Consider the following 20,915-nt stretch of genomic DNA (forward strand, 5'->3'; position numbering starts at 1 on the left):
GGCGCGACGGCCGTACGGCCATCGCGCCTCACCCTCGCCCGTCTAAGACACCGGGGTGGTTCGATCGCTGGCGATCTCTGCAGCCGAGAGCGTCCGGTTGTAGACCCGGACATCATCGATCAGCCCGGAGAAGTACTCACCCCAAATCAGGTTCCCGCCGATCCGAAGTGGATTCCCGGACACGGTCATGCTCTCGGCGCTAGGAGCCGTGGCAACCTGAACCCCGTTGACGTACAACCGAATAGTCGTAGCGTCATAAGTCACGGCAAGGTGAGTCCACGTGTTGGCAGGCACGGCCGCCGTACCGTCAACAAACCGGTCATCCGCGCCAACTCGCAGCCACGCCGAAGGGCGAGAACCCGCGTTGTCACTGTAAAGCCCGTACGACAGACCGTCAGGTCGTTCCTTCAACAACACTGTCCGCCAAGCGGCCCCGACGGACGACGGGCGAACCCAGGCCTCAAGTGTCATCCCGTTCGTGAGATCCAGCAGGTTCGAGTCCTCAATGGTCACGAGGTCGTTGACGCCGTCGAACGAAAGAGCCCCGCCGGTGTTCCCTGCGCCCCATGAGGCCCCGGCGATCGTCCCGTGATGCCCGTTGCCAGTCCGGTCATTCAACACCGAACCAGAGCCCTCGTTGAAGTTGTACGCGGCAACTGGCGGAGGAGGCCCGACGTTGTTGACCGTCACCGAAACCGCAGCCGACGTAGCCGAGTTGCCGACAGCATCCCGCGCCACCGCGGTGATCTGGTGCGGACCGTTGCCCACGGATCCGCTGTTCCAACTGAGCGTGTACGGAGCCGCGGTGTCCTCAACCCCGACATTGACACCGTCAACCCGGAACTGAACGCCAGCAACGCCACCGGCGTCCGAAGCATTGGCCGTCACATTCACTGTCCCGGCGACGGTGGCGCCGTTCGCCGGAGCCGTGACCGAGACAGTAGGCGGAGTCGAGTCGCCAGTGACCGCGGCGGAAGCCTGATTCGAAGCAGCCGACGAGTTCCCTGAAGTGTCACGGGCGACGACCCGGTAGTAGTACGTCCCCGCGGCCAACCCGGTGTCCGTGAAGTTGGTCGTAGTCACGGTCGCGACCTTGTTGGCAGGGCTGGGAACGGACACCGGGTTGGCGAACCGGTGCACGTCATACCCGGAAACGCCCACGTTGTCCGTAGACGCGGCCCACGACAGCGCCACAGTCCCGACTCCGCCTGTGGCGGTCAGGCCCACAGGTGCCGTTGGCGGAACCCCGTCGCCGGCAACGGGAACGTCCTTGTTCGCCAGGACTTCAGCCGCGGACAGCGCCCGGTTGTAGACCCGGACGTCATCCATCTGCCCGGCGAAGTACTCGTTCCACAACAGGTTTCCGCCCAGCCGCAACGGCGACGTCGATGTGGTCATCGGCCCGGCGGCCGGAGCGGTGGCGACCTGTTCTCCGTTCACGTACAGCCGCAAGGTGGTTCCGTCGTAGGTCACCGTGAGATGCGACCACGCGTTGGCGGGCAATGCTGGCCCGTTGACGAACCGGTCTCCGCCAGAACTCGTGAACCAGGACGAGGAGTAGCCCGGCCCAGAGGAGTAGAGGCCGTAGGACAGATTGTCCGGACGTTCCTTCAGAATCACAGTCCGCCAGTCGGTCACTGCGGAAGGCCTGACCCATGCCTCCAATGTCATCGCGTTGGTCAACCGCAGGTCTGGAGCGTCCGCAATGGTCACCAGGTCGTCGACACCGTCAAACGACAGTGCACCACCGGTGTGCCCAGCGGCCCAGGCTGCCCCGGAGATCACCCCGTTGTGCCCCTTGCCAGTCCGGTCGATCAGCGCCGACCCAGCACCGTCGTCGAAGCTGTAGGCCGCCACCAGGGAAGGATCTCCGCCGGAGACCCGGGCGAAGTCGGCCCGATAGGTCGTATCGGTTGTCCCCACGAAGATGTCCTGAACCCGTGGCCCGCCGTGCGCCCAGTTCTGGAACTCGTACGTGTCCGCGCCGGCGACCTGAGTCTGTGCGGCGGACAGCGACAACCGGGATCCTTGAATTCCTTGCAGCGTGAACGGAGCCGGTCCGGACTTGCCGCTCACCGAAGCCGTCAAGCCGGACGGGTTCGTCTCGATCGTCAAGGTGCTGACGCGAGGATCCAAGCGCTTGCTCGCCGTGGTCACCGCACCGGTCCGGTCTGCCGCGGTGAGACGCAACTCAAGGTAAGCGGGATACTCGTGATCGGGGGCGGGGAAGCTTCCACTGGCCACGCCAGGGAAACTCGTCAGCTGGTGCTGGTGGCAGTTGTCGATCGTCGGGCAGTGGTGCAGGACTACCTGCCAGTTCAGCGCCGACGCGGGCAGGGCGCCTTCCTCAGGATCCACCGCGGTCCCGCTGAAGTTGACCGTGTCCCCGACAGCCCAGGACGTGACCGGCGTATTGATGGTCACGTTGGGCGGAGTCGTCCCGGCGAAGACCCGCTTCGAAGCGACATCGCTCAATCCGGCTGGGTCGCTGACCCGCACGGAGACGTTGTACACCTTGGCGGTTGTATAAGTGCGGGAGATCGTGGCACCGGTGCCGTCGTTGAAGTTCCCGTCGCCGTCCAGGTCCCACGCGTACGACAGCGTCGCACCTTCAGGATCGTTCGACGCCGACGCGTTGAACGACACCGTCAAAGGCAGGTTGCCTTGGGCGGGCGAAGCCGTGATCGCGGCGACCGGAGGCTGGTTGCCGGAGTTGTACCGGAACCGCCGAACCTCGCCCGCCGCGATGTCCACATAGAACAGATCGCCGTTCGGGCCGATCTTCAGGTCCACCGGGAAAGCGTTGTTCTTGAAGGCGATCCGGGTGGCCGGGTCCGGCACGCCGCCCGCTCCCGGGAACATCGTCCAGATGCAGCGCCTGCTGTAGTCGGCGAAGAACAACGCACCCTTGTACTGCGCGGGGTAGGAGTTACCGTTGTAGAAGGCCGCGCCGGACACTGCGGAACCGGTCGCGGTCTCACATCCGTCGCCCGGCACAACCGCATCACCGTGGTTGTACGTGTAGTGCGGGGGAGTGTTGGGCACGGCCCCGCTGTAGATCCGTTCACACATCGTCAAACCGAAGTTGTACCCGCCGGACCGCTGGTTGCCTTCCATGCACGGCCAGCCGAAGTTGTCGATCGAACCGTCGATCGGGTTGGTGATCCGGTTGATCTCCTCCCAGGTTCCCCAGCCGACGTCCCCTGCGTAGATCTCGCTCGTCCCCGGCCGGAATGCGAACCGGAACGGGTTACGCAACCCGGCCGCCACAACCCGGCGCGCGTTCGCGTCGGGGCTGCTGATCATCGGGTTGCCGGGAGCGCCTTGTCCCGTGGTCGGGTCGATCCGGATGACGGTGCCGTCGAGCCCCATAGGGTCGCTCATGGTCTGGTAGTCCTGCGAGCGCAACGCGCCGCCTTCAGCGGTTGGCGCCGTCTGCGTACCGCCAACCGGAACAGGCGGGTCGCCGCACGGGTTCTTCGGGCTCCCGGCTTGTCCGTAGTCCGCCCAGTTGAAACTCGCGCCGTCACCGGCGCTGGCGTAGAGGTAGCCGTCCGGCCCGAACTTCAGGTCACCGACCGAGTGGCTGGGGAACTGCTGGCACCAGTCCTCGATCAGGACGTGTTCGGCACCTGAGGCATCCAATCTGGACAAACGGCCCGAAATGACACAACCGTCACCGGTCGCGCCGGGCGGATTGGGACACGAGTCACTTGTGGCATTTGGCGTACCCCATCGCGGTGCTGTCGCACCGATAGCCGCGTCGTGTGCGTAAAGCACATACACCGACGGGTCGTTCGGGAAGCTTGGCGACAGCGCGAGACCCATCATGCCGCGGTCGAGTTCGTTGTAGACCTTCGTCCGCATGTCGGCGAACACGCTCGGCGTGGCGTCGCCGAGGCCGTCGAACACCTTGATGACACCGCTTTTCTCGGCGACGAAGACGCGGCCGTCCTCGCTGAAGTCCACCGACATCGGCTGTTCCAGGTTACGGAAGATGGTCTGCTCGGTGAACCCGGCCGGCAGTGCCGATGCCTGCGGCGCGGCCGTGGAGATGACCACGAGCGGCGCGAGACCGCAGACGAGCGTGATGGCAAGGGGTTTCCACTTTGGCCGCATACGCCCCTAACCGTTGATAACGCGGGTTTCGTTACGTGCCGGGAAAAACGAAAAACGGGAACTAGATCCAGCCGCGTTTGGTGGCTTGCCAGATGAGCTGGATTCGGGTACGGACACCGGTGATCTTGATCAGGTCGTGTAACCGGCGTTGCACCGTTCGGGTGCTCAGGCCCAGTTGCGCGGCGATCGACTGATCGGTGAGACCAGCCAGGAGTAACGAGAGCAGCCGCATGTCACCCGCGGTCGGCTCCTCACCGGCGTGATCTTCGTCCAACTGCCCGGCGGCGCCGACCAGGATCGGTGTCGAGGACTGCCAGAGCGTCTCGAACAACGCGATCAGGGCGGCCAGCAAGCCGCTGGGGTGCAAGAGAATCGCGGTGGTCTCGTCACCCGGCTCCGCGTCGATCACCGGGACGATCGCCAGGTCGTCATCGCCGATGACCAGCTTCAGCGGCAGGTCGGCCGCGATACGTGCCTCCTCGCCACGGGAAACGGCGTCTGAGACCTCGTACGGATCTCCTGGCAGCAAAAGCAGTTCGCGGTCGTAGATGACCCGGAACCGGACCCCTTCGGCGAGCGCGTCGTACTCAGCGTCATTGTCCTGCGCGGAAACCGCCACGACTGGCGGCTTGACGAGGCCGCGCACCTCCTTGCGGGCATTGCGCTGCAACTGGTCCACACGCTGTGCGATCGCTTTGGCGCCGTGCACCACTTCCACGAACCCGGATGGGTCAGCGCGGCTTCGATACTCGTTGGTAAGCAAGGTGATCCGGGCCCGGATCTCACGCAGTTCCTGCTCCCTGCTCTGCACGAGCGGGCCGAAAGCAAGGTCCGGAGGGGCAGGTCTGTACCGCCTTTCCGGGCCGGGCATGACGGTGGCCATGCCCCGGGTTTCCAGCGACAGCAGCAGTTGCGCCGCCTGCAGGGGATCGATCGCCAGATCTTCGGCAAGTTCAAGGTCGGTGGCCGCGGACAGTCGCAGCAAAGCGCGGTAGGCGGTTTCCTCGGTGGCGGTCAGGCTTGCGACGTCATGCATGCGACCCCCTTGTTGGTTCTTTTCCTGCTACTTCGTTTCTCCGCCGGAAAACGTGACGGAATCACGCCATGTCATCAGTCCGCCACCGTCAGGCATGGAGCGCAGCGTATCCGACTGCACACAATCCGAAGATCCCTCCGTGTTACGTCTTGGCGATCGATGGGGGTGAATGTCCTTCTCGGAGGGCCGAAAAGTGTTTTGACGGCCGTGCTTTGCGCCGAGCGGCCCAATGTCGCGGCCCATTCGCGGATTGCCGCGAGACAGGAGCGCTATGTCCACGCGTAGACGGAGCGGCGGGTTACTCAGGGCGGCTTTGGTCGCAGTGCTCGCTTTCGTCCTTGCGACTGTGTATTCGAGTCATGCAACGGGTTCCGCTGGTCCGAACAGCGGAACTTCGGCGGCCGGACAGGTCAACCCGGCGTCCAAGATTGACAGTGCTGTCACGAAATCACTGACAGCGGCCGGTTCCATCACCTTCTTCGTCGAACTGGCCTCGCGGGCCAACCTCAGCGCGGTGTCCTCGACCGGCAGGGCGGGCACCCAGCGGACCGCGGATGTGTTCGCCACGTTGACATCCCACGCGGACCAGACCCAGGCCGGGCTGAGGGAACTGCTCACCTCCCGGGGCGCGGAGTTCACCCCGTTCTGGATCGTCAACACCATCAAGGTCACTGGGGACGCCGCGCTGGTCGACGAGATCGCCGCGCGGCCCGAGGTCAAGCAGATCCTGCCCGAGCGGTCCTACGAGCTGCCGCAGCCGACGCCCGCCGAGGAGCTGGCGCAGATCAACGCGGTGGAGTGGAACATCGACCGGGTACGGGCCAACAAGGTCTGGAGCGACTTCTCGGTCCGGGGCGAGAACGTCGTCGTGGCCAACATCGACACCGGCGTCCAGTACACGCATCCCGCTCTGGTTGGGAAGTATCGCGGGAACAAGGGCGACGGCACCTTCGACCACAACTACAACTGGCACGACCCGTCCAAGGTCTGCGGCAACCCGTCGCTCGCGCCGTGTGACAACAACAACCACGGTACGCACACGATGGGCACCATGGTCGGTGACGACGGTGGCGCCAACCAGGTCGGTGTCGCGCCGAACGCCAAGTGGATCGCGGCCAAGGGCTGCGAGGCCAGCAGCTGCTCCAACACCGCGCTGCTGTCCTCCGGCCAGTTCATCGTGGCGCCGACCGACCTGAATGGACAGAACCCACGGCCGGACCTCGCACCGGACGTCGTGAACAACTCCTGGGGCGGTGGCGGCAACAACCCGTGGTACCAGGCGACGGTGGACGCCTGGGTCGCCGCGGGCATCTTCCCGGCGTTCTCCAACGGCAACAGCGGTGCGCTGGGCTGCAACAGCTCTGGCTCACCGGGTGACTACGCCGTGTCCTATTCGGCCGGTGCGTTCGACGTCAACAACGCCATCGCGTCGTTCTCCTCGCGTGGCCCGGGTGCGGGCGGCTTGATCAAGCCGAACATCGCCGCGCCGGGTGTCGCGGTCCGCTCGTCCATCACCAACAACGGTTATGGCTCGTTCAACGGGACATCGATGGCCTCGCCGCACGTGGCCGGTGTGGTCGCACTGATCTGGTCGGCGTCCCCTGCCCTCGCGGGCGACATCAACGCCACCAAGGCGTTGCTGAACCAGACCGCCGTGGACACGGACAGCGCCCAATGCGGTGGTACCCCGCAGAACAACAACGTCTGGGGCGAAGGCAAGCTGGACGCGTTCGCGTCGGTCGAGTCCGCGCCGCGCGGTCCGACAGGTGCCATCGCGGGCACGGTCGTCAGCGGCGGCAAGCCCGCGGACGGTGTGAAGATCGAGATCAGCGGCCCGGCCACGGTGGTCAAGACCACTGGTGCGGACGGCAAGTTCACCCTCGACCGGGCCCCTGTCGGCAGCTACACGGTCAAGGCCAGCAAGTTCGGCCTGGTGACCAAGGAGCAGAAGATCGTCGTGGAGGAAGGCAAGACGGTCGCGGCCGACTTCGACCTCGCCGCCGCGCCGAGCTTCACGATCAAGGGCGTGGTCAAGGCTCCGGACGGCTCGGCTCTCGGCGCCGCCGAGGTCTCCGTGGCCAACACCCCGGTGGCCGCGGTGAAGACCGATCCCGCCGGTGCGTACACGCTCAGCGTTCCCGCTGGGACCTACGAGGTTGTCGCGGACTACGGCCGTTGGCTGCAGCCGCAACGCAAGAGCGTCAACGTCAGCGGAAACGTGACCGCGGACTTCTCGCTCGAACCCAAGGTCGACGCTTACGGCTACACGCCACGGCATGTCGCGCCGTCCTGGGTCGCCGCGTCGACCGCGCTGTCGCTGACCGGTGACAACGCGTCGGCGAACGTCACCTTGCCGTTCCCGGTTACGTTCTACGGCAAGACATACAAGACCGCAGCCGTGCACACCGACGGTTACCTCGCGTTCGCGGGTGTCGGTGCGCCTGGTGGCGCGATCCCGGCACCGGCCGCCCCGAACGGCGCGATCTACGCCTTCTGGGACGACCTGGTCGTGGACGCGCAGGCGAGCGTGCGTACGCAGACCGAAGGTGCCGCGCCGAACCGCCGGTTCATTGTGGAATGGCGGGACGTGACGGTGAAGTCGGCGCCGGGCAGCCGCCTGTCCGTCGAGTTGATCCTGACCGAGGGCGGCCGTCTTCAGCTGCAGTACCAGGGCATCGACCCGTCCAACCCGGCTGAGTCCGGCGCGGGCGCCACAGTCGGCCTTGAGAACGAGACCGGCACGGTCGCGTTGCCGTACTCGGTGAAGAAGGCCTACCTGGCCGACACCACCGCCATTTCGGCGCGGGTGCCGAACACCGGTCTGGTCCGCGGCACGATCATCGACGCCAACGACAAGCAGCCGATCGCCGGCGGCTCGGTGGCGTTGCAGCGCTCGGGCAAGACCGTGAACGCGGTGTCCGACTCGACCGGGTTCTTCCAGGCCGAGGTCGCTCTGGGCAGCTTCACCGTCGTGACGAGCCAGCGTGGCTACGAGACCGATCGGGCCAACCTCACTGTCGGCTCTGAAGGCACTGTCCTGGTCAAGGACTTCGCCCTGCGGACACCGGCTTTCGAGGCGAACCCGTCGGCGCTGGAAGTCATCGTGCCCGCGGGGGAGACCCGCAACCGCACGGTGACCATCCGCAACTCCGGGTCCGCCACCGGAGCCTGGGAGTTCAAGGAGGTCAGCGGCGGCACGACCGGTGAGCCGGAGGCACAGGCCAAGGGCTTGGTGGCGAAGGCAAAGGCACAGGGCGTGAAGGGTTACGACCCGAACGCCCGTACCACGGTCGGCCTGGACACCGCGGACGTCAGCAAGGCGGCGGCACCGCTGTCGCCGGGTGACTCGCTGAAGTCGTTCCCGCTCAACGAACTCACCAAGGGCTGGGGCGCGGGCTTCAGTTCGGGCAACGTATGGGTGTCCGACGCGAGTGCGACGACCTCCGGCGCGGTCGCGCGGTACGGCACCGACGGCGCATTCGGCCAGACCTTCCCGTCGAACTTCGGCGGGTGGCCGGGCGACTTGGCGTTCGTGCCCAGCCGCAACCTCGTCTGCCAGGTCACTGTCGGCGGGGACAACGCGATCAAGTGCCTCAACCCGCAGACCGGTGCGCTGGTCAGCAGCATCACCGGCAGCCCGTGGACCTCGATCTCGCAGCGTGGTCTGGCGTACCGGGCCGACGATGACACGTTCTACATCGGCGGCTGGAACGAGGGCACGATCTACAAGGTCAAGGGTCTGTCCTATCCGGACCCGGGTGCGCTGGTCAGCAGCTGCCGTCCGGCGGCGAGCCTGACTGCGATCTCCGGCCTGGCGTACTCACCGCGCGGTGTGCTGTGGGTCGCGACGAACTCGTCGACCGACACGATCGCCGCGCTGAACCCGGACACCTGTGCCCAGGTGGCCACGGTTCCCGACCCGGACGCGACGACGACGTTCTCCGGTGCCGGTCTTGAACTCGACGAGACCGGGAACCTGTGGGTGATCTCGCAGTCGTCGGCGGGCAAGAGCAAGGCGACGCTGATCGAGTCCCCGATCCCGAGCTTCGCCGATGTCCCGTGGCTGTCGCAGAGTGCCGTGACGGGCACCCTCGCGGCGGGTGTGGGACAGCAGATCGAGGTCAGCATCGACGCGACCAACCTCAAGCCGGGCGTGCACGGCGCGAGCATCTTCCTGGTGACGAACTCGGCCAAGCGGTCGACGATCACCATCCCGGTGAAGGTGATCGTGCCCAAGGCCCGGATCGGCGTCGACGCCGGTGGTAGTGGCGGTGTGGACGCGCTCGGCGACACCTGGAGCCCGGATCAGGCGTACTCCACCGGTGGCCTCGGCTGGCTCGGCCAGTCGTCCAAGCCGGTGAGCACGACCGAGGCGATCTCCGGAACGTCCGAGCAGTCGCTGTACCAGACCCAACGGGAAGGCGCGTACGAGTACCGCTTCGACGGGCTGGCCAAGGGCGTCTACCAGGTCGAGCTGAACTACGCCGAGCTCGGCTGGACCGACCCGAACGCCAGGCTGTTCGACGTCATCATCGAGGGCAGGCTCGTCACGCCCGCGCTGGACGTCGCCGGTGAGGTCGGCGGGTTCGCGGCCCTGGCCACTTCGCAGTTCGTCCAAGTGGACGACGGTCAGCTCAACGTCCGGTTCGTGACACGGGCGGGTGCGCCGATCGTCAACGGGGTGCGAGTGACCGAACGGCCTGATCGCACTACTCCGTAACGCTGATTGCTGAAGGTGGCCCTTGCCCGGCATGATCGGGCAAGGGCCACTCTTCGCTGCTGTGGTGAGGTGGAAGTGTTACAGGACACGGACATCACCGCGATCGCCGGCAACGATGCCGTCCAGCTTTCGCTGGAGCCGCCGGGAGTACAAAAGCGTTCTCGCCGCGCGGCGCGAGCTGCTGGGTGACGACCATCCCGACACGGTCGCCACCCGCCACTCACTGGACCGGCTGCGCCAGGGCGGGGTGGTCGCCGCCAGCCATCTGGTGTGATCAGAACTCCGAAAAGAAGTACGGGACATTCCGCGGGAACAGCTTGGCCAGCTCCGAGACCGCCTCCGCGGGTACGGAACCGAAGCCGCGCACGGCAATGTCCTCCGGAGAAAGCACTCCGTAAACCAGGCCGGAGAAACCCGCCGCGGTCAGTGTCACGGTCGGGTCGCCGGACGTGACCTCCAGACTGCTGGATGTGCCGTCCAGCATGTACTTCCCGGCGATGAAGTCGTCGTCGACGATCTCGACGCCCACGCGGCCCTCGCCGACCTGCATGCCCTGCAACGCTTCCACGGACAGCACCCGGGCCATGGGCGCGCCCCCGGTCGGGAACGACACTTTCGTCTCCACGTGCACAGCCAGGTCCGTGGCCCACAGCTCGGGGAACTCGTCCGGCGCGACCGTGACCTCGATGTCGGCCACTTGGTCCACGTGCCGGGCGAAGAACTGCAGCAGCAGCGCGCGGCCCAGCGGGCTGGTGTACAGCAGGTTCCGTGCCTGGAGCGTCCCGCCATGATCAGTGATGCGGTAGACCGACGCACCGATGATCTCGTCGCCCGATTTGGCGGTGAGCAGCCAGTTCTCGTTCTTGTCGCGCAGCTGGACGGCACGCTCGTCGGGGAACACCGAGAAACCGTGTCGCTGGGACAGCAGACGCTCGGTGAATTCGCGGTAGAGCGGGTAGCCGGAGTCGATCTGCTGCCACTCGGTGCTGCCGGGCAAGTCCGCTCGCAGCAGATGGCCGAGGTCGGCGGGGTTGAACCGGACGTTGCGGACCTTGGGCGTGCCGACGAAGCCGAGCCTGCCGTAGAACGACGCCCGGAACGGGTACAGCGCGGACACAACATGGCCCTCGTCGCGTACCTGGCCGAACAGCTCAGTCAGCAGAGCCCTGATGTGCCCCTTACGTCGCACGTGCGGCTGCGCGGCCACGGCCGCGATACCGGCCATCGGGTACACCGTGCCGCGGACGTTCTGCCGCATCGAGATCGAGGTGCCTTCCGCGACGGCGACGCCGTCCTCCTCGGCGACGAGGGTCAGTCCGCCGCCGGCGTAGTCGACGCGGCCCTCTCGCATCTTCGTGCGGCCCTCCTCGGGGAGAGGTGAGCGGCTGAAGGCGTATTCCAGCGTCCGGAAGTCCTCGCGTTCGTCCGCAGGGACTCTGCGAATCTGCATCCAGTGCAACCTATCTACTCGGCGGTAGCATCTCGCGTATGACGTGGATGGTGTACGGCGCCAACGGGTATACCGGCAAGTTAGTTTCCCGGCTGGCCGTGGCCCGAGGGGAACGGCCGATCCTCGCCGGGCGCAGCCCCGAGGTCCGGGAATTGGCCGCTGAGCTGGGCCTGAACCACCGGATCTTCACGTTGGGCGCAGCCGCGGACAACCTCGACGGGGTCGACGCGGTGGCGCACTGCGCGGGCCCGTTCTCGGCGACCTCCAAGCCGATGGTGGACGCGTGCCTGGCGACCGGGACGCACTACCTGGACGTCACCGGCGAGATCGACGTCTTCGAAGCGATCTTCGCCCGGTCCGACGAGGCCGCCGCGGCCGGAGTCGTGCTGCTGCCCGGTTCGGGCTTCGACGTGGTGCCCAGCGACTGCCTGGCGGCCTCGCTGGCCGCGGCGCTGCCCGGTGCCGTGGAGTTGAAACTGGCGTTCATCGCCGGCGGCGGGTTCAGCGGCGGCACGCTGAAGACCACGGTCGAGGGAATGGCGACGGGTGGACGGGTCCGCAAGGACGGCGTGCTCACGACTGTCCCGATTGGACACTCGACCTTGGTGGTGCCGTTCCCGTCCGGCAAGCGCAGCGTGCTGTCGTTGCCGTGGGGCGACATCTCGACCGCGTACCGGTCGACCGGAATTCCGAACATCACCAACTACATGGGCGTCGGCCTGCCCGCGGGCGTGGTCAGCCAGGTGCAGCAGCTCTCGGCGCCGCTCATGCGGACACCCTTGGCGCAGCGGATCGGCAAGACGGTGGTCGGGCTGATCTCCGGGCCAGGGCAGAAGCGCCGAGCCGGCAACCGCTCCGAATTCTGGGGTGAGGCTCGTTCCGAGGACGGCCGAACCGCCAGCGCCACCCTGGTCACGCCCAGCGCCTACGACATCACGGCCGATGCGGTCGTCCGGATCGCCACCGGGATCGGCGGGGTCGAGCCGGGTTCGCACACTCCGGCCACGGCGTTCGGCGCGGACTTCGTGAAGACCTTGGACGGCGTGACCGCCGGTCCGATCACGGTCACCTCAGGCTGACCTCGTGAACCGCAGGAGCCACGCTCCCTCGGTGATCTGATCGGAGTCGAACCGCCAGCCGTGCTGCTCCGCGAGCTTGATCAGGTCCTGTTTCGGTACTTCGCCGAGCCGGAACCAGTCGAACTCCAGGGCCGGCCCGGTGGCGGCGCCGAAGAAGCCGGTCGCGGCCGTCCGCTGGTCCTGGTCGTTGCGCCTCCTTGGCAAGAACATCGTCACGATGGCGCACAGGATGATCAGGCCCATCGAGCCCAGGAACAGGGCGTAGCCGATGTCAGAGGTCAAGGCGGATCCAGGCCATGACCAGGGTCATGGCGACTCCCGCGACCAGCACGCTCAGGCTGACTCGGTCGCGGGTTCCTCGATCTTCGCGGTCGCCGCGGCGAGGGCCGCTGCCTTGGCCTTCTTGCGCTTGCGGATCGTCCACACCACGAACAGCGCCAGCACCAGCCCGGCCACCACGACCAGGCCACCGGTGTTGAGGTACTTCTCGATCTGCTTGGCGGCCTCGCCCAGTGCGGCGCCGATCGAGATGTGGGCGAGTGACCACGAGGCGGCGCCGAGCACCGCGGCGGGCAGGAACTTGCGGTACGGCAGGCCTGCGGTTCCGGCGGCGGCAGGCATCAGCGTGCGCACGACCGGCAGCCAACGGCCGAAGAACACCGCCCAAGCCCCGCGTTTACGCAGGATGCCGGTGGTCTTGTCCCAGCCTTCCGCGCCGTACTTCTGGATCAGCTTGGTCTCCCGCAGTGACGGCCCGAACCGGCGGCCGATGGCGTAGCCGATCGAGTCACCACAGGCCGCTGCCACCGTGACCACGGCCCACAGGATCAGGAACCGGGACAGCGAGAAGCCGCCAGGGCCGGCGGACACCGTGGTCGACGCGATCAGCAGACCGGCTTCACCCGGGGCGATGAACCCGAGCCCGATCGTGCATTCCAGCAGGATCAGCCCACCGGTCGCACCCACAAGCGCGGGCTGCGGAAGCTGCGCGAGCCATTCGAGTACGTCGCTGACCAAGGCCACGGGTTACGTCCCTCCCCTGTTTCGGGCTGTTCGCCCATTGAGAGACGCGTATCCCAGTACCGCGGTTGCACGGACGTCCCCCAGATCTTGGCGTCCACCCTACCGGGAAAGCAGCGAGCCGATCTCCTGGCTGGCCGGGCCCTGCTCGGCCAGGTGCGCGAGGTGCTCGGGAACCGGCTGGCCGCGGTGGGCCATGGCCTGGGCGTAGAGCCGTCCCGCGCGGTAGGAGGACCGCACCAACGGCCCGGCCATCACGCCGGCGAACCCGATCTTCTCGGCCGCCTCCTTGTGCTCGACGAACTCCTCCGGCTTCACCCACCGGTCGATCGGGTGGTGCCGCGGCGACGGGCGCAGGTACTGGGTGATCGTGACGATGTCGGTGCCCGCCTCGTACAGGTCACGCAGCGCCTCGGTGACCTCTTGCGGCGTCTCGCCCATGCCCAGGATCAGGTTCGACTTGGTGACCAGGCCGAACTCACGGGCCTTGGTGATCACCTCGAGCGAGCGCTCGTAGCGGAAGCCCGGCCGGATCCGCTTGAAGATCCGGGGAACGGTCTCCAGGTTGTGCGCGAGCACCTCCGGCCGCGAGCCGAACACCTCGGCCAGCTGGTCGGGGTCGGCGTTGAAGTCCGGGATCAGCAGCTCGACGCCGGTGCCCGGGTTCAGCTCGTGGATCTGGCGGACCGTCTCGGCGTACAGCCAGGCGCCGCCGTCCTCCAGGTCGTCACGGGCGACACCGGTGACCGTCGAGTACCGCAGGCCCATCGCCTGAACCGACTCGGCCACCTTGCGCGGCTCCTCGCGGTCCAGCGCGGCGGGTTTGCCGGTGTCGATCTGGCAGAAGTCGCAGCGCCGAGTGCACTGGTCGCCGCCGATCAGGAACGTGGCCTCCCGGTCCTCCCAACACTCGTAGATGTTGGGACAGCCGGCCTCCTCGCACACCGTGTGCAGGCCTTCCCGCCGGACCAGGCCTTTGAGCTCGGTGTACTCCGGGCCCATCCGCGCCTTGGTCTTGATCCACGGCGGCTTCTTCTCGATCGGCGTCTGGCTGTTGCGGACCTCGACACGCAGCAGCTTTCGTCCTTCCGGCGCCACAGTCACGGATCAAAGGTTACGCCTCGTCCAGACGTGTCCGGGGTCACGCGGCCCCCTAGGGGATCAGCCATTCCCCAGGCCGATGTGAGGCTGCCGGATGATCCTTAGCGTTGGCCAGGTCATTGACGACTTCCTGGGGAGGAAAGATGCGACCACTCATCTTGGCGCTCGGCGCCTTGATCGTGGGCACGCTCGTCACACCGACCACAGCCAGCGCGGCACCGGCATGGGCACCGTGCCCGGACGGACTGGCACTCGAATGCACGACGGTCAGCGTGCCGCTGGACTACCGCAAGCCCAACGGCACGAAGATCGACATCGCGGTGTCCCGCAAGAAGGCCGCCGACCCGGCTACGCGGCGCGGGATCCTGCTGCTCAACCCCGGCGGCCCTGGCGGTCCTGGGCTGGACATGCCGCTGCTGGTCGACCAGGTGGCGCCGCAGCGCCTGAAGGACGCGTACGACCTGATCGGGTTCGACCCGAGGGGCACCGGCCGCAGCACGCCGAACACGTGCGCTCTGACACCCGAACAGTTGGACGGTTCCAAGGTCATTCCCTACCCGGCGGCCAATGGTGACATCTCCGAGTCGGTCGCGTACGCGCGTCAGGTCGCCAAGCAGTGTTTCGAGCATTCCGGCGACCGGCTGCCGTACGTCACCACAGCCAACACCGCGCGGGACATGGACCAGATCCGGGCCGCGTTGGGCGAGAAGAAGATCTCGTACTTCGGCGGGTCGTACGGCTCATACCTTGGTGCCGTGTACACGACGTTGTTCCCGCAGCAGTCCGATCGGATCGTGCTGGACAGCGTGGTCGACCCGCGGGGCATCTGGCGTGGCGTCTGGCAGAACTGGGGCGCGGCGGTCGAGGAACGCTTCGAGGACTTCGCGAAGTGGGCGGCCGAGCGTGACTCCACGTACGGCCTCGGCGCCACACCGCGGGCGGTCCGGGCCACGTACTTCGAGTTGACGGCCAAGCTGGACGCGCAGCCCATCGAGGGCATCACCGGCAATGTCCTGCGCGGTGTCACCCGAGGAGGGCTGTACGCCGACCAGGTATTCCCGACGATCGCGGAACTCTGGCAGGCGGTCAAACGCGGCGAGGCGGGGCCGATCGTCAACTTCCCGATCACGCAGGGCTTCGCGGCGACGCTGTGGGGCATCGCGTGCGGTGACGCTTCCTGGCCTCGGCACACCGGGCTTTACCAGTGGCAGGTGCTGGCCGACCGGAAGAAGTACCCGCTCACCAACGGGATGCCGTCGAACGTGTGGCCGTGCACGTTCTGGCCGTCAAAGCCGATCGAACCGGCGGTCCGGATCACTGACCGTGGCCCGCGCAACGTGCTGCTCACCCAGAACCTGCGTGACCCCGCTACTCCTTTGGTGGGCGCACGGAACATGCGGACAGCATTGGGCGACCGCGCCAAGCTGGTGACGGCCGATCAAGGCGGCCACGGTACGTACCTGACGACCGACAACGCTTGCGTCAACGAGATAGGGACAGAGTTCCTGGTGAACGGCACGCTCCCGGCCAAGGACGTCCATTGCGGACCTCCGGCGCGATCACTGTCGGCGACGGACGCGCGGGCCGAGGTCGCGCGCAAGCTCTGGCAGAGGCAATTCCCCTTCTGAGGAAGGGTTGACAGCCGCACCTCCCAGTTGACTGACTTGCCGCAGTTCACTGGGAGGTGCTTTTTCGTGCATTTACGTCCGGTTGGCAGAGTGCTCGCCGCATCGGCGCTATCCCTGCTCACGGTCATCACCCTGGCTCCGGCCGCGGCTGGCGCGCCGTCGCGGTCCCCGAAAGGGGAGGAGCCGGGCAACGGCCCGGAGCGCAACGAGGTCGCGGCGGTCGATCCGCCGTCGATCGGAATCGCCGCGCGGTCCGCGTCGGGCGAGAACAAACTCGGCTCGCGGGAAGGCTATCCACGCACCACACAGCTGCGGGTCTACCCCGAGGACCCCGCTGACAAGGCCATCAAGCTGGGGCTGGCGCCGTATCACGCGATCGCGCCGAAGCTCAACGAGCTGCAGGGCCGCAGCAACCGGATCTCGGTCGAGGTCGTCGGCCAGTCCGGCCTCGGCCGCGACCTCTACCTGGTCACGCTGACCGCGCCGGAGCGGCCGTCGGAGACGCGCCAGCAGGAGCGCTGGCGCGACAAGATCGAGAACGATCCGGCCGCCGCGGCTCGCGACCGCCAGCTCGCGCGGGAGTACAAGACGCCGATCTGGATCAACAACAACATCCACGGCGACGAGTGGGAAGGCACCGACGCCGCGCTGCGGCAGATCGAGTACCTCGCCACCACCAGGGACCGCAAGGCGCTGGACCTGTTGTCCCGCAACAGGGTCTACTTCAACGTCACGGCGAACCCGGACGGCCGTAACCTCGGCACCCGGGCCAACGCCAACGGGTTCGACCTCAACCGTGACTTCGTGACGTCGTCGCAGCCCGAGGGCATCGTGATGCGTGACATCGTCAAGACGGTCCAGCCGGTGATGATGCTCGACGAGCACGGTTACGTCCCCGGCACGCTGATCGAGCCGACGGGTCCGCCGCACGGCCAGAACTACGACTTCGACCTGTACATCAAGCACGGCTACGCCAACGGGTTGAACATCGAGAAGGCCGTCAAGGCGCTCGGCTACCCGGAGGCGCAGGACACGCAGATCCCGTTCCGGGACTACCCATCCGGCGAATGGGACGGCTGGGCACCGATCTACACCGCCCAGTACTCGATGTTCCACGGCGCGATCTCGTACACGATCGAGATCCCGATGCGGGTCAACCGGGGCGACTACAACCTGCCGGAGACCGAGCTGCGCCGCCGCTCGGCGATCAACACCGACGTGTCCGAGGCGAGCATGAAGGCGAGCCTCGATTACGTGCACGACAACCGGTCCGCGTTGATCGCCAACCAGATCGAGATGTTCCGGCGCGGCGCCGCGGGTGAGGCGCAGCGGTTCATCCCGGACGGGTTCGTGCCCGGGTTCGGTCCCGAGGACCGGTTCACCACGAAGTTCCCGCGTGCGTACGTGATCCCGGCCGGAGCGACCCAGCGGTCCGGTGCGGCGGCGGCTCGCCTGGTCGACCTGCTTGTCGCGCACGATGTCCGGGTGCGTCAGGCTGACCGGCCGTTCTCACTGGCGGGCCGGACCTACCCGGCTGGTTCGTACATTGTGGACATGCACCAGCCGAAGCGTGCGCTGGCCAACGTGATGCTGGAGCAGGGGCGCGATGTGTCGGCGAGTGCCGAGGTGATGTACGACATCTCCGGGTGGAGCCACCGCTTGCTGTGGGGTGCTTCTGTGGACATCGTCCAGGGCGGTGACCTGCGGGTGTCGAGCAAGCCTGTGGTCGCGGCCTCGCCGACCGGCGGCGTGGACGCTGGCCCTGGGCAGGACTTGGCGATCACTGTGCGGGACGGCAAGGACGCGGCGGCCGTGAACGATCTGCTCGGCCGTGGCATCGAACTCAAGCGCAGGGCCAACGGTTCGGTGATCGTCCCGGCTTCGGCGCGGGTCGCGGCTCTGCAGGTGGCCGACCGGTACGGCGTGCGGTTCAGCCTGGCGCCTGCCGGGGATACCGGGGTGGTGATGAGGCGGCCGACCATTGCGGCGGCAGTCGGCCCGGATGAGCTGTTCGCGTTGCGGGACATGGGCTTCGAGGTACGGCCGGTGTCCACGGACGCGTTGAACGCGGGCTTCGATCTGTCCAGGGTGGACGTTCTGATGGTCTCGTCCGGCCTGCGTTACGACCTGCTCAACGCGTCGGCCAAGGCAGCCGTCGACGCCTTCGCAGCACGCGGCGGCGTGGTCACACGTGGCGCGACCGGGTCGAAGTTCAATGCCGACGCGAAGTTGCTGGACGTGACCGCGGTGGCCGGGCGCGGCGACGCGAACGGGATCGTCAACGTCATCAACGGCACCGGCCCGATCGGCGCCGACGCACTGGCACAGTCCTTTGTGTACTCACCGCAGTGGTTCACGGACCTCGGCACGGGAGTGACGGTCGAGCAGCGTTATGCGACCGGCAACCCGCTCGCAGCCGGGCATTGGCGTCCCAACGAGGACGGCACCGGTGGACCGCAGGCCGCGAGCGGTCAGGCCGTCGTGGTTTCGGGCACCGACGAGCGCGGCGCCAAGGTCGTGATGTTCGGTACGGAGCCGTTGTTCCGTGCGCACCCCAAGGGCATGTACGCCCAGGTGGCCAACGCCGTCTACTGGAGTGCCACTAGAAATCCGGTGTGACGCCGGTCAGTTCGGCTGTCACGTCCCAGAGCCGCCGCCCCAGCTCCTCGGAGAAGGCGGCGGCTCTGGGCCGCACCTTCTTGGGTGAGCCCCAGAGTTCCATCACCCACTTAGGACCGAAGTAGTCCCCGCTGCGCACACCTGGCTCGGTCGCGGCGCGCAGTTGCGGCAGGGCGCCGACCTCGACCGACTGGCAGAACTGGGCCATGCCCCACTTCAGGACCGAGCCGACGACGTTGTTGGTGGCACGCAGCTTCATCGAGTTGCCGACCAGCTCGGTCGCCGCCATGCCCGGATGTGCGCCGGTGCTGACCAGGTTGAGCCCTGCGGCTTGCGCGCGCCTGCCCAGCTCGACCATGAAGATCAGGTTGGCCAGCTTGGACTGGCTGTAGCTCGTCGAGATCGAGTACCGGCGGCGTTCGAAGTTCGGGTCGTCCAGGTCGAGTCCCCAACCGCGGGCGGCCTGACTGCCGACCGTGACCACCCGGCCGTCCTTGATCGCGGGCAGCAGCAGCCATGTCAATGCCGCGTGCCCCAGGTGGTTCACGCCGAACTGCAGCTCGAAGCCGTCCGTGGTCCTGGTGAACGGCGTGCCCATCACGCCCGCGTTGTTCATCAGGATGTCCAGCTTGTCGCCAGTCCGTTCGCGAACCTGCGCCGCGGCTTTGCGGACCGAGGACAGGTCGGCCAGATCCAGCTCGACCAGTTCGGCGTTGCGGCCGATCTCGGCGACCGCCCTGTTGCCGCGTTCGGTGTCACGGGCCGCGACCAGCACGCGTGCCCCCATCCCGGCGAGGACTTTCGCACTGCGCAGGCCCAAACCGGAGTTGGCACCGGTGATCAGCGCGGTGCGCCCGGTCTGATCGGGGATGTCGGCCTCGGACCAGTTAGCCATTCGGCGAATATATGCCGCCTCAGGCGCTTGCCACGAGCCTGCGAAGGAGTTGTTCCACCGGGCTGTGCCGACGAGAGGGCTTTTGTGCTGCCGTTCGGAGCAACGTCTGGAAGGCCGCGCCGACCCGGGTGATCTCCTCGGTCGGCTCGTGCGTCTCGGCCAGTCCGGCGGCCAGCGCCAGCGTTCGCTGTTCGGCCTGCAGCTGTGGCCACAGCGCCTCGTAGCGGTCGGCGTGCGCCTCAAGCACCGCGTGCAAGGTCGCGTTGTCCGCGACCGCCTTGCGCCACGCGTCGGAGATCGCGTCGACCAGGTCGATCGACGGATCACGGTCCGCCTCGGCCAGCACCATCCCCAGCCTGCCGGTGAGCTTCAGCGTCCACCGGTAGTGCAAGGCCAGCAGCAGCTCGGCTGGGTCGCTGAAGGCGGGGGACGTGGGCAGTGGACCGGCGGGATCCTTTTCCGCGCGGACCAGTACCGAGTCAATGGCGTCGCGACGCTCGTAGTAATCCGTCCAGCTCATGGCGTCCCTCTCCCTGCCGTGAGTTGGGTCATACCGCTGGTCTGCGGCATACCGTCGGTATGTTCCGACACGGCCAACATACCACGAGTACGTACCGACGGTATGTCCTAAAGTTGTGAGGATGGCAATGATGCGGTCGCGTCGCGCGGACTACTCGGAGTCCACCAAACAAGCGTTGGTCGACTCCGCATCCGACCTGTTCACCAAGAACGGGTATGCGGCCACGTCGCTCGACGCGATCGTCAAACGCGCCAGGGTCACCAAAGGCGCGCTGTACCACCACTTCAGCGGCAAGCAGGCCTTGTTCGAAGCGGCTTTCCACCAGGTCGAGACGCGCGCGATGGCGCAGCTGACCAAGGCCATCGACGGCGGCGGCTCGCCGTGGGAACGCGCGCTGGACGGCGTGCAGGAGTACATCAAGGTCTGCCTTGACCCCACCTACCAGCGGCTGGTCATCCGTGAGGCGCCAGTGGTGATGGGCTACGAGCGCTGGCGCGAATGCGAGGAGCGCTACAGCTTCGGCATCGTGCGAAGCGTGCTCGAAAGCCTCATCGAGGCAGGTGAACTCGGTGATGTCCCCATCGAGGTGACCGCGCGGATGATGTTCGCTTCGCTCGCCGCGGGCGCGCAGATCATCGCCGAGGCGTCCGACCCGAAGAAGGCCAGTGCCGAAGTGTTCACCGCCTTGATCCACATGATCGAAGGGATAAGGCGGGACCGCTGAGTTA

General features: G+C 66.9%; 14 protein-coding genes. 6 read left to right on the plus strand and 8 right to left on the minus strand.

The genetic code is table 11. The features are described 5' to 3' along the window. Nucleotides 1-42: 42 nt before the first annotated feature. Both B9C43_RS38315 and B9C43_RS38320 read right to left on the minus strand, forming a co-directional pair. Entirely contained in the window at nucleotides 43-4,119 is a 4,077-nt protein-coding gene (locus B9C43_RS38315; protein ID WP_084432000.1) for a LamG-like jellyroll fold domain-containing protein, read from the minus strand. Nucleotides 4,120-4,180: 61 nt separating this feature from the next. Next, nucleotides 4,181-5,155, minus strand: coding sequence for a helix-turn-helix domain-containing protein (locus B9C43_RS38320; RefSeq protein ID WP_033383578.1), 975 nt, complete (start codon nucleotides 5,153-5,155; stop codon nucleotides 4,181-4,183). A gap of 271 nt (nucleotides 5,156-5,426) precedes the next feature. Between B9C43_RS38320 and B9C43_RS38325 the strand changes: the two genes are divergently transcribed. Both B9C43_RS38325 and B9C43_RS57010 read left to right on the plus strand, forming a co-directional pair. Then, a complete protein-coding gene (locus B9C43_RS38325) occupies nucleotides 5,427-9,875 on the plus strand; it encodes a S8 family serine peptidase (protein ID WP_160096999.1) in 4,449 nt (1,482 codons plus the stop codon). Nucleotides 9,876-9,990: 115 nt separating this feature from the next. Beyond that, nucleotides 9,991-10,149, plus strand: coding sequence for a hypothetical protein (locus B9C43_RS57010; protein ID WP_160097001.1), 159 nt, complete (start codon nucleotides 9,991-9,993; stop codon nucleotides 10,147-10,149). On the opposite strand, the gene B9C43_RS38330 is transcribed toward B9C43_RS57010, so the two are convergent. Further along, nucleotides 10,150-11,325, minus strand: a complete 1,176-nt coding sequence (locus B9C43_RS38330; protein WP_084432007.1) for a GNAT family N-acetyltransferase — start codon at nucleotides 11,323-11,325, stop codon at nucleotides 10,150-10,152. Nucleotides 11,326-11,363: 38 nt separating this feature from the next. Between B9C43_RS38330 and B9C43_RS38335 the strand changes: the two genes are divergently transcribed. Continuing rightward, entirely contained in the window at nucleotides 11,364-12,404 is a 1,041-nt protein-coding gene (locus B9C43_RS38335) for a saccharopine dehydrogenase family protein (protein ID WP_084432010.1), read from the plus strand. Here B9C43_RS38335 and B9C43_RS38340 read toward each other — a convergent pair. From B9C43_RS38340 to lipA, 3 genes are all read right to left on the minus strand, one after another. Next, complete coding sequence (locus B9C43_RS38340; RefSeq protein ID WP_084432013.1) at nucleotides 12,396-12,686, minus strand: hypothetical protein; 291 nt, start codon at nucleotides 12,684-12,686, stop codon at nucleotides 12,396-12,398. The two genes, B9C43_RS38335 and B9C43_RS38340, sit on opposite strands and share 9 nt — an antisense overlap. Nucleotides 12,687-12,737: 51 nt before the next feature. Beyond that, complete coding sequence (locus B9C43_RS38345) at nucleotides 12,738-13,427, minus strand: DedA family protein (protein ID WP_084432016.1); 690 nt, start codon at nucleotides 13,425-13,427, stop codon at nucleotides 12,738-12,740. A gap of 99 nt (nucleotides 13,428-13,526) precedes the next feature. Next, nucleotides 13,527-14,528 (minus strand): lipoyl synthase, encoded by a 1,002-nt coding sequence (lipA, locus tag B9C43_RS38350; protein ID WP_084432019.1) that lies wholly within the window; start codon nucleotides 14,526-14,528, stop codon nucleotides 13,527-13,529. Nucleotides 14,529-14,668: 140 nt separating this feature from the next. Between lipA and B9C43_RS38355 the strand changes: the two genes are divergently transcribed. Further along, the gene (locus B9C43_RS38355; RefSeq protein WP_143446897.1) at nucleotides 14,669-16,153 is read left to right on the plus strand and encodes an alpha/beta hydrolase; all 1,485 of its coding nucleotides are present in this window, start codon (nucleotides 14,669-14,671) and stop codon (nucleotides 16,151-16,153) included. Between the two features lie 66 nt (nucleotides 16,154-16,219). Then, on the plus strand, nucleotides 16,220-18,772 hold the full coding sequence (locus B9C43_RS38360; protein WP_235039091.1) for a M14 family zinc carboxypeptidase: 2,553 nt from the start codon (nucleotides 16,220-16,222) through the stop codon (nucleotides 18,770-18,772). On the opposite strand, the gene B9C43_RS38365 is transcribed toward B9C43_RS38360, so the two are convergent. Both B9C43_RS38365 and B9C43_RS38370 read right to left on the minus strand, forming a co-directional pair. Then, on the minus strand, nucleotides 18,756-19,667 hold the full coding sequence (locus tag B9C43_RS38365; protein WP_084432029.1) for an oxidoreductase: 912 nt from the start codon (nucleotides 19,665-19,667) through the stop codon (nucleotides 18,756-18,758). The two genes, B9C43_RS38360 and B9C43_RS38365, sit on opposite strands and share 17 nt — an antisense overlap. A gap of 19 nt (nucleotides 19,668-19,686) precedes the next feature. Continuing rightward, nucleotides 19,687-20,187: a hypothetical protein gene (locus B9C43_RS38370; protein ID WP_084432031.1), complete on the minus strand. Its 501-nt coding sequence runs from the start codon at nucleotides 20,185-20,187 to the stop codon at nucleotides 19,687-19,689. Between the two features lie 130 nt (nucleotides 20,188-20,317). On the opposite strand from B9C43_RS38370, the gene B9C43_RS38375 reads away from it, so the two are divergent. Then, a complete protein-coding gene (locus B9C43_RS38375; protein WP_033383598.1) occupies nucleotides 20,318-20,911 on the plus strand; it encodes a TetR/AcrR family transcriptional regulator in 594 nt (197 codons plus the stop codon). The last annotated feature ends 4 nt before the right edge of the window (nucleotides 20,912-20,915 follow it).

Source organism: Kibdelosporangium aridum (genome assembly GCF_900176515.1).
GTDB classification, from domain to species: domain Bacteria; phylum Actinomycetota; class Actinomycetes; order Mycobacteriales; family Pseudonocardiaceae; genus Kibdelosporangium; species Kibdelosporangium aridum.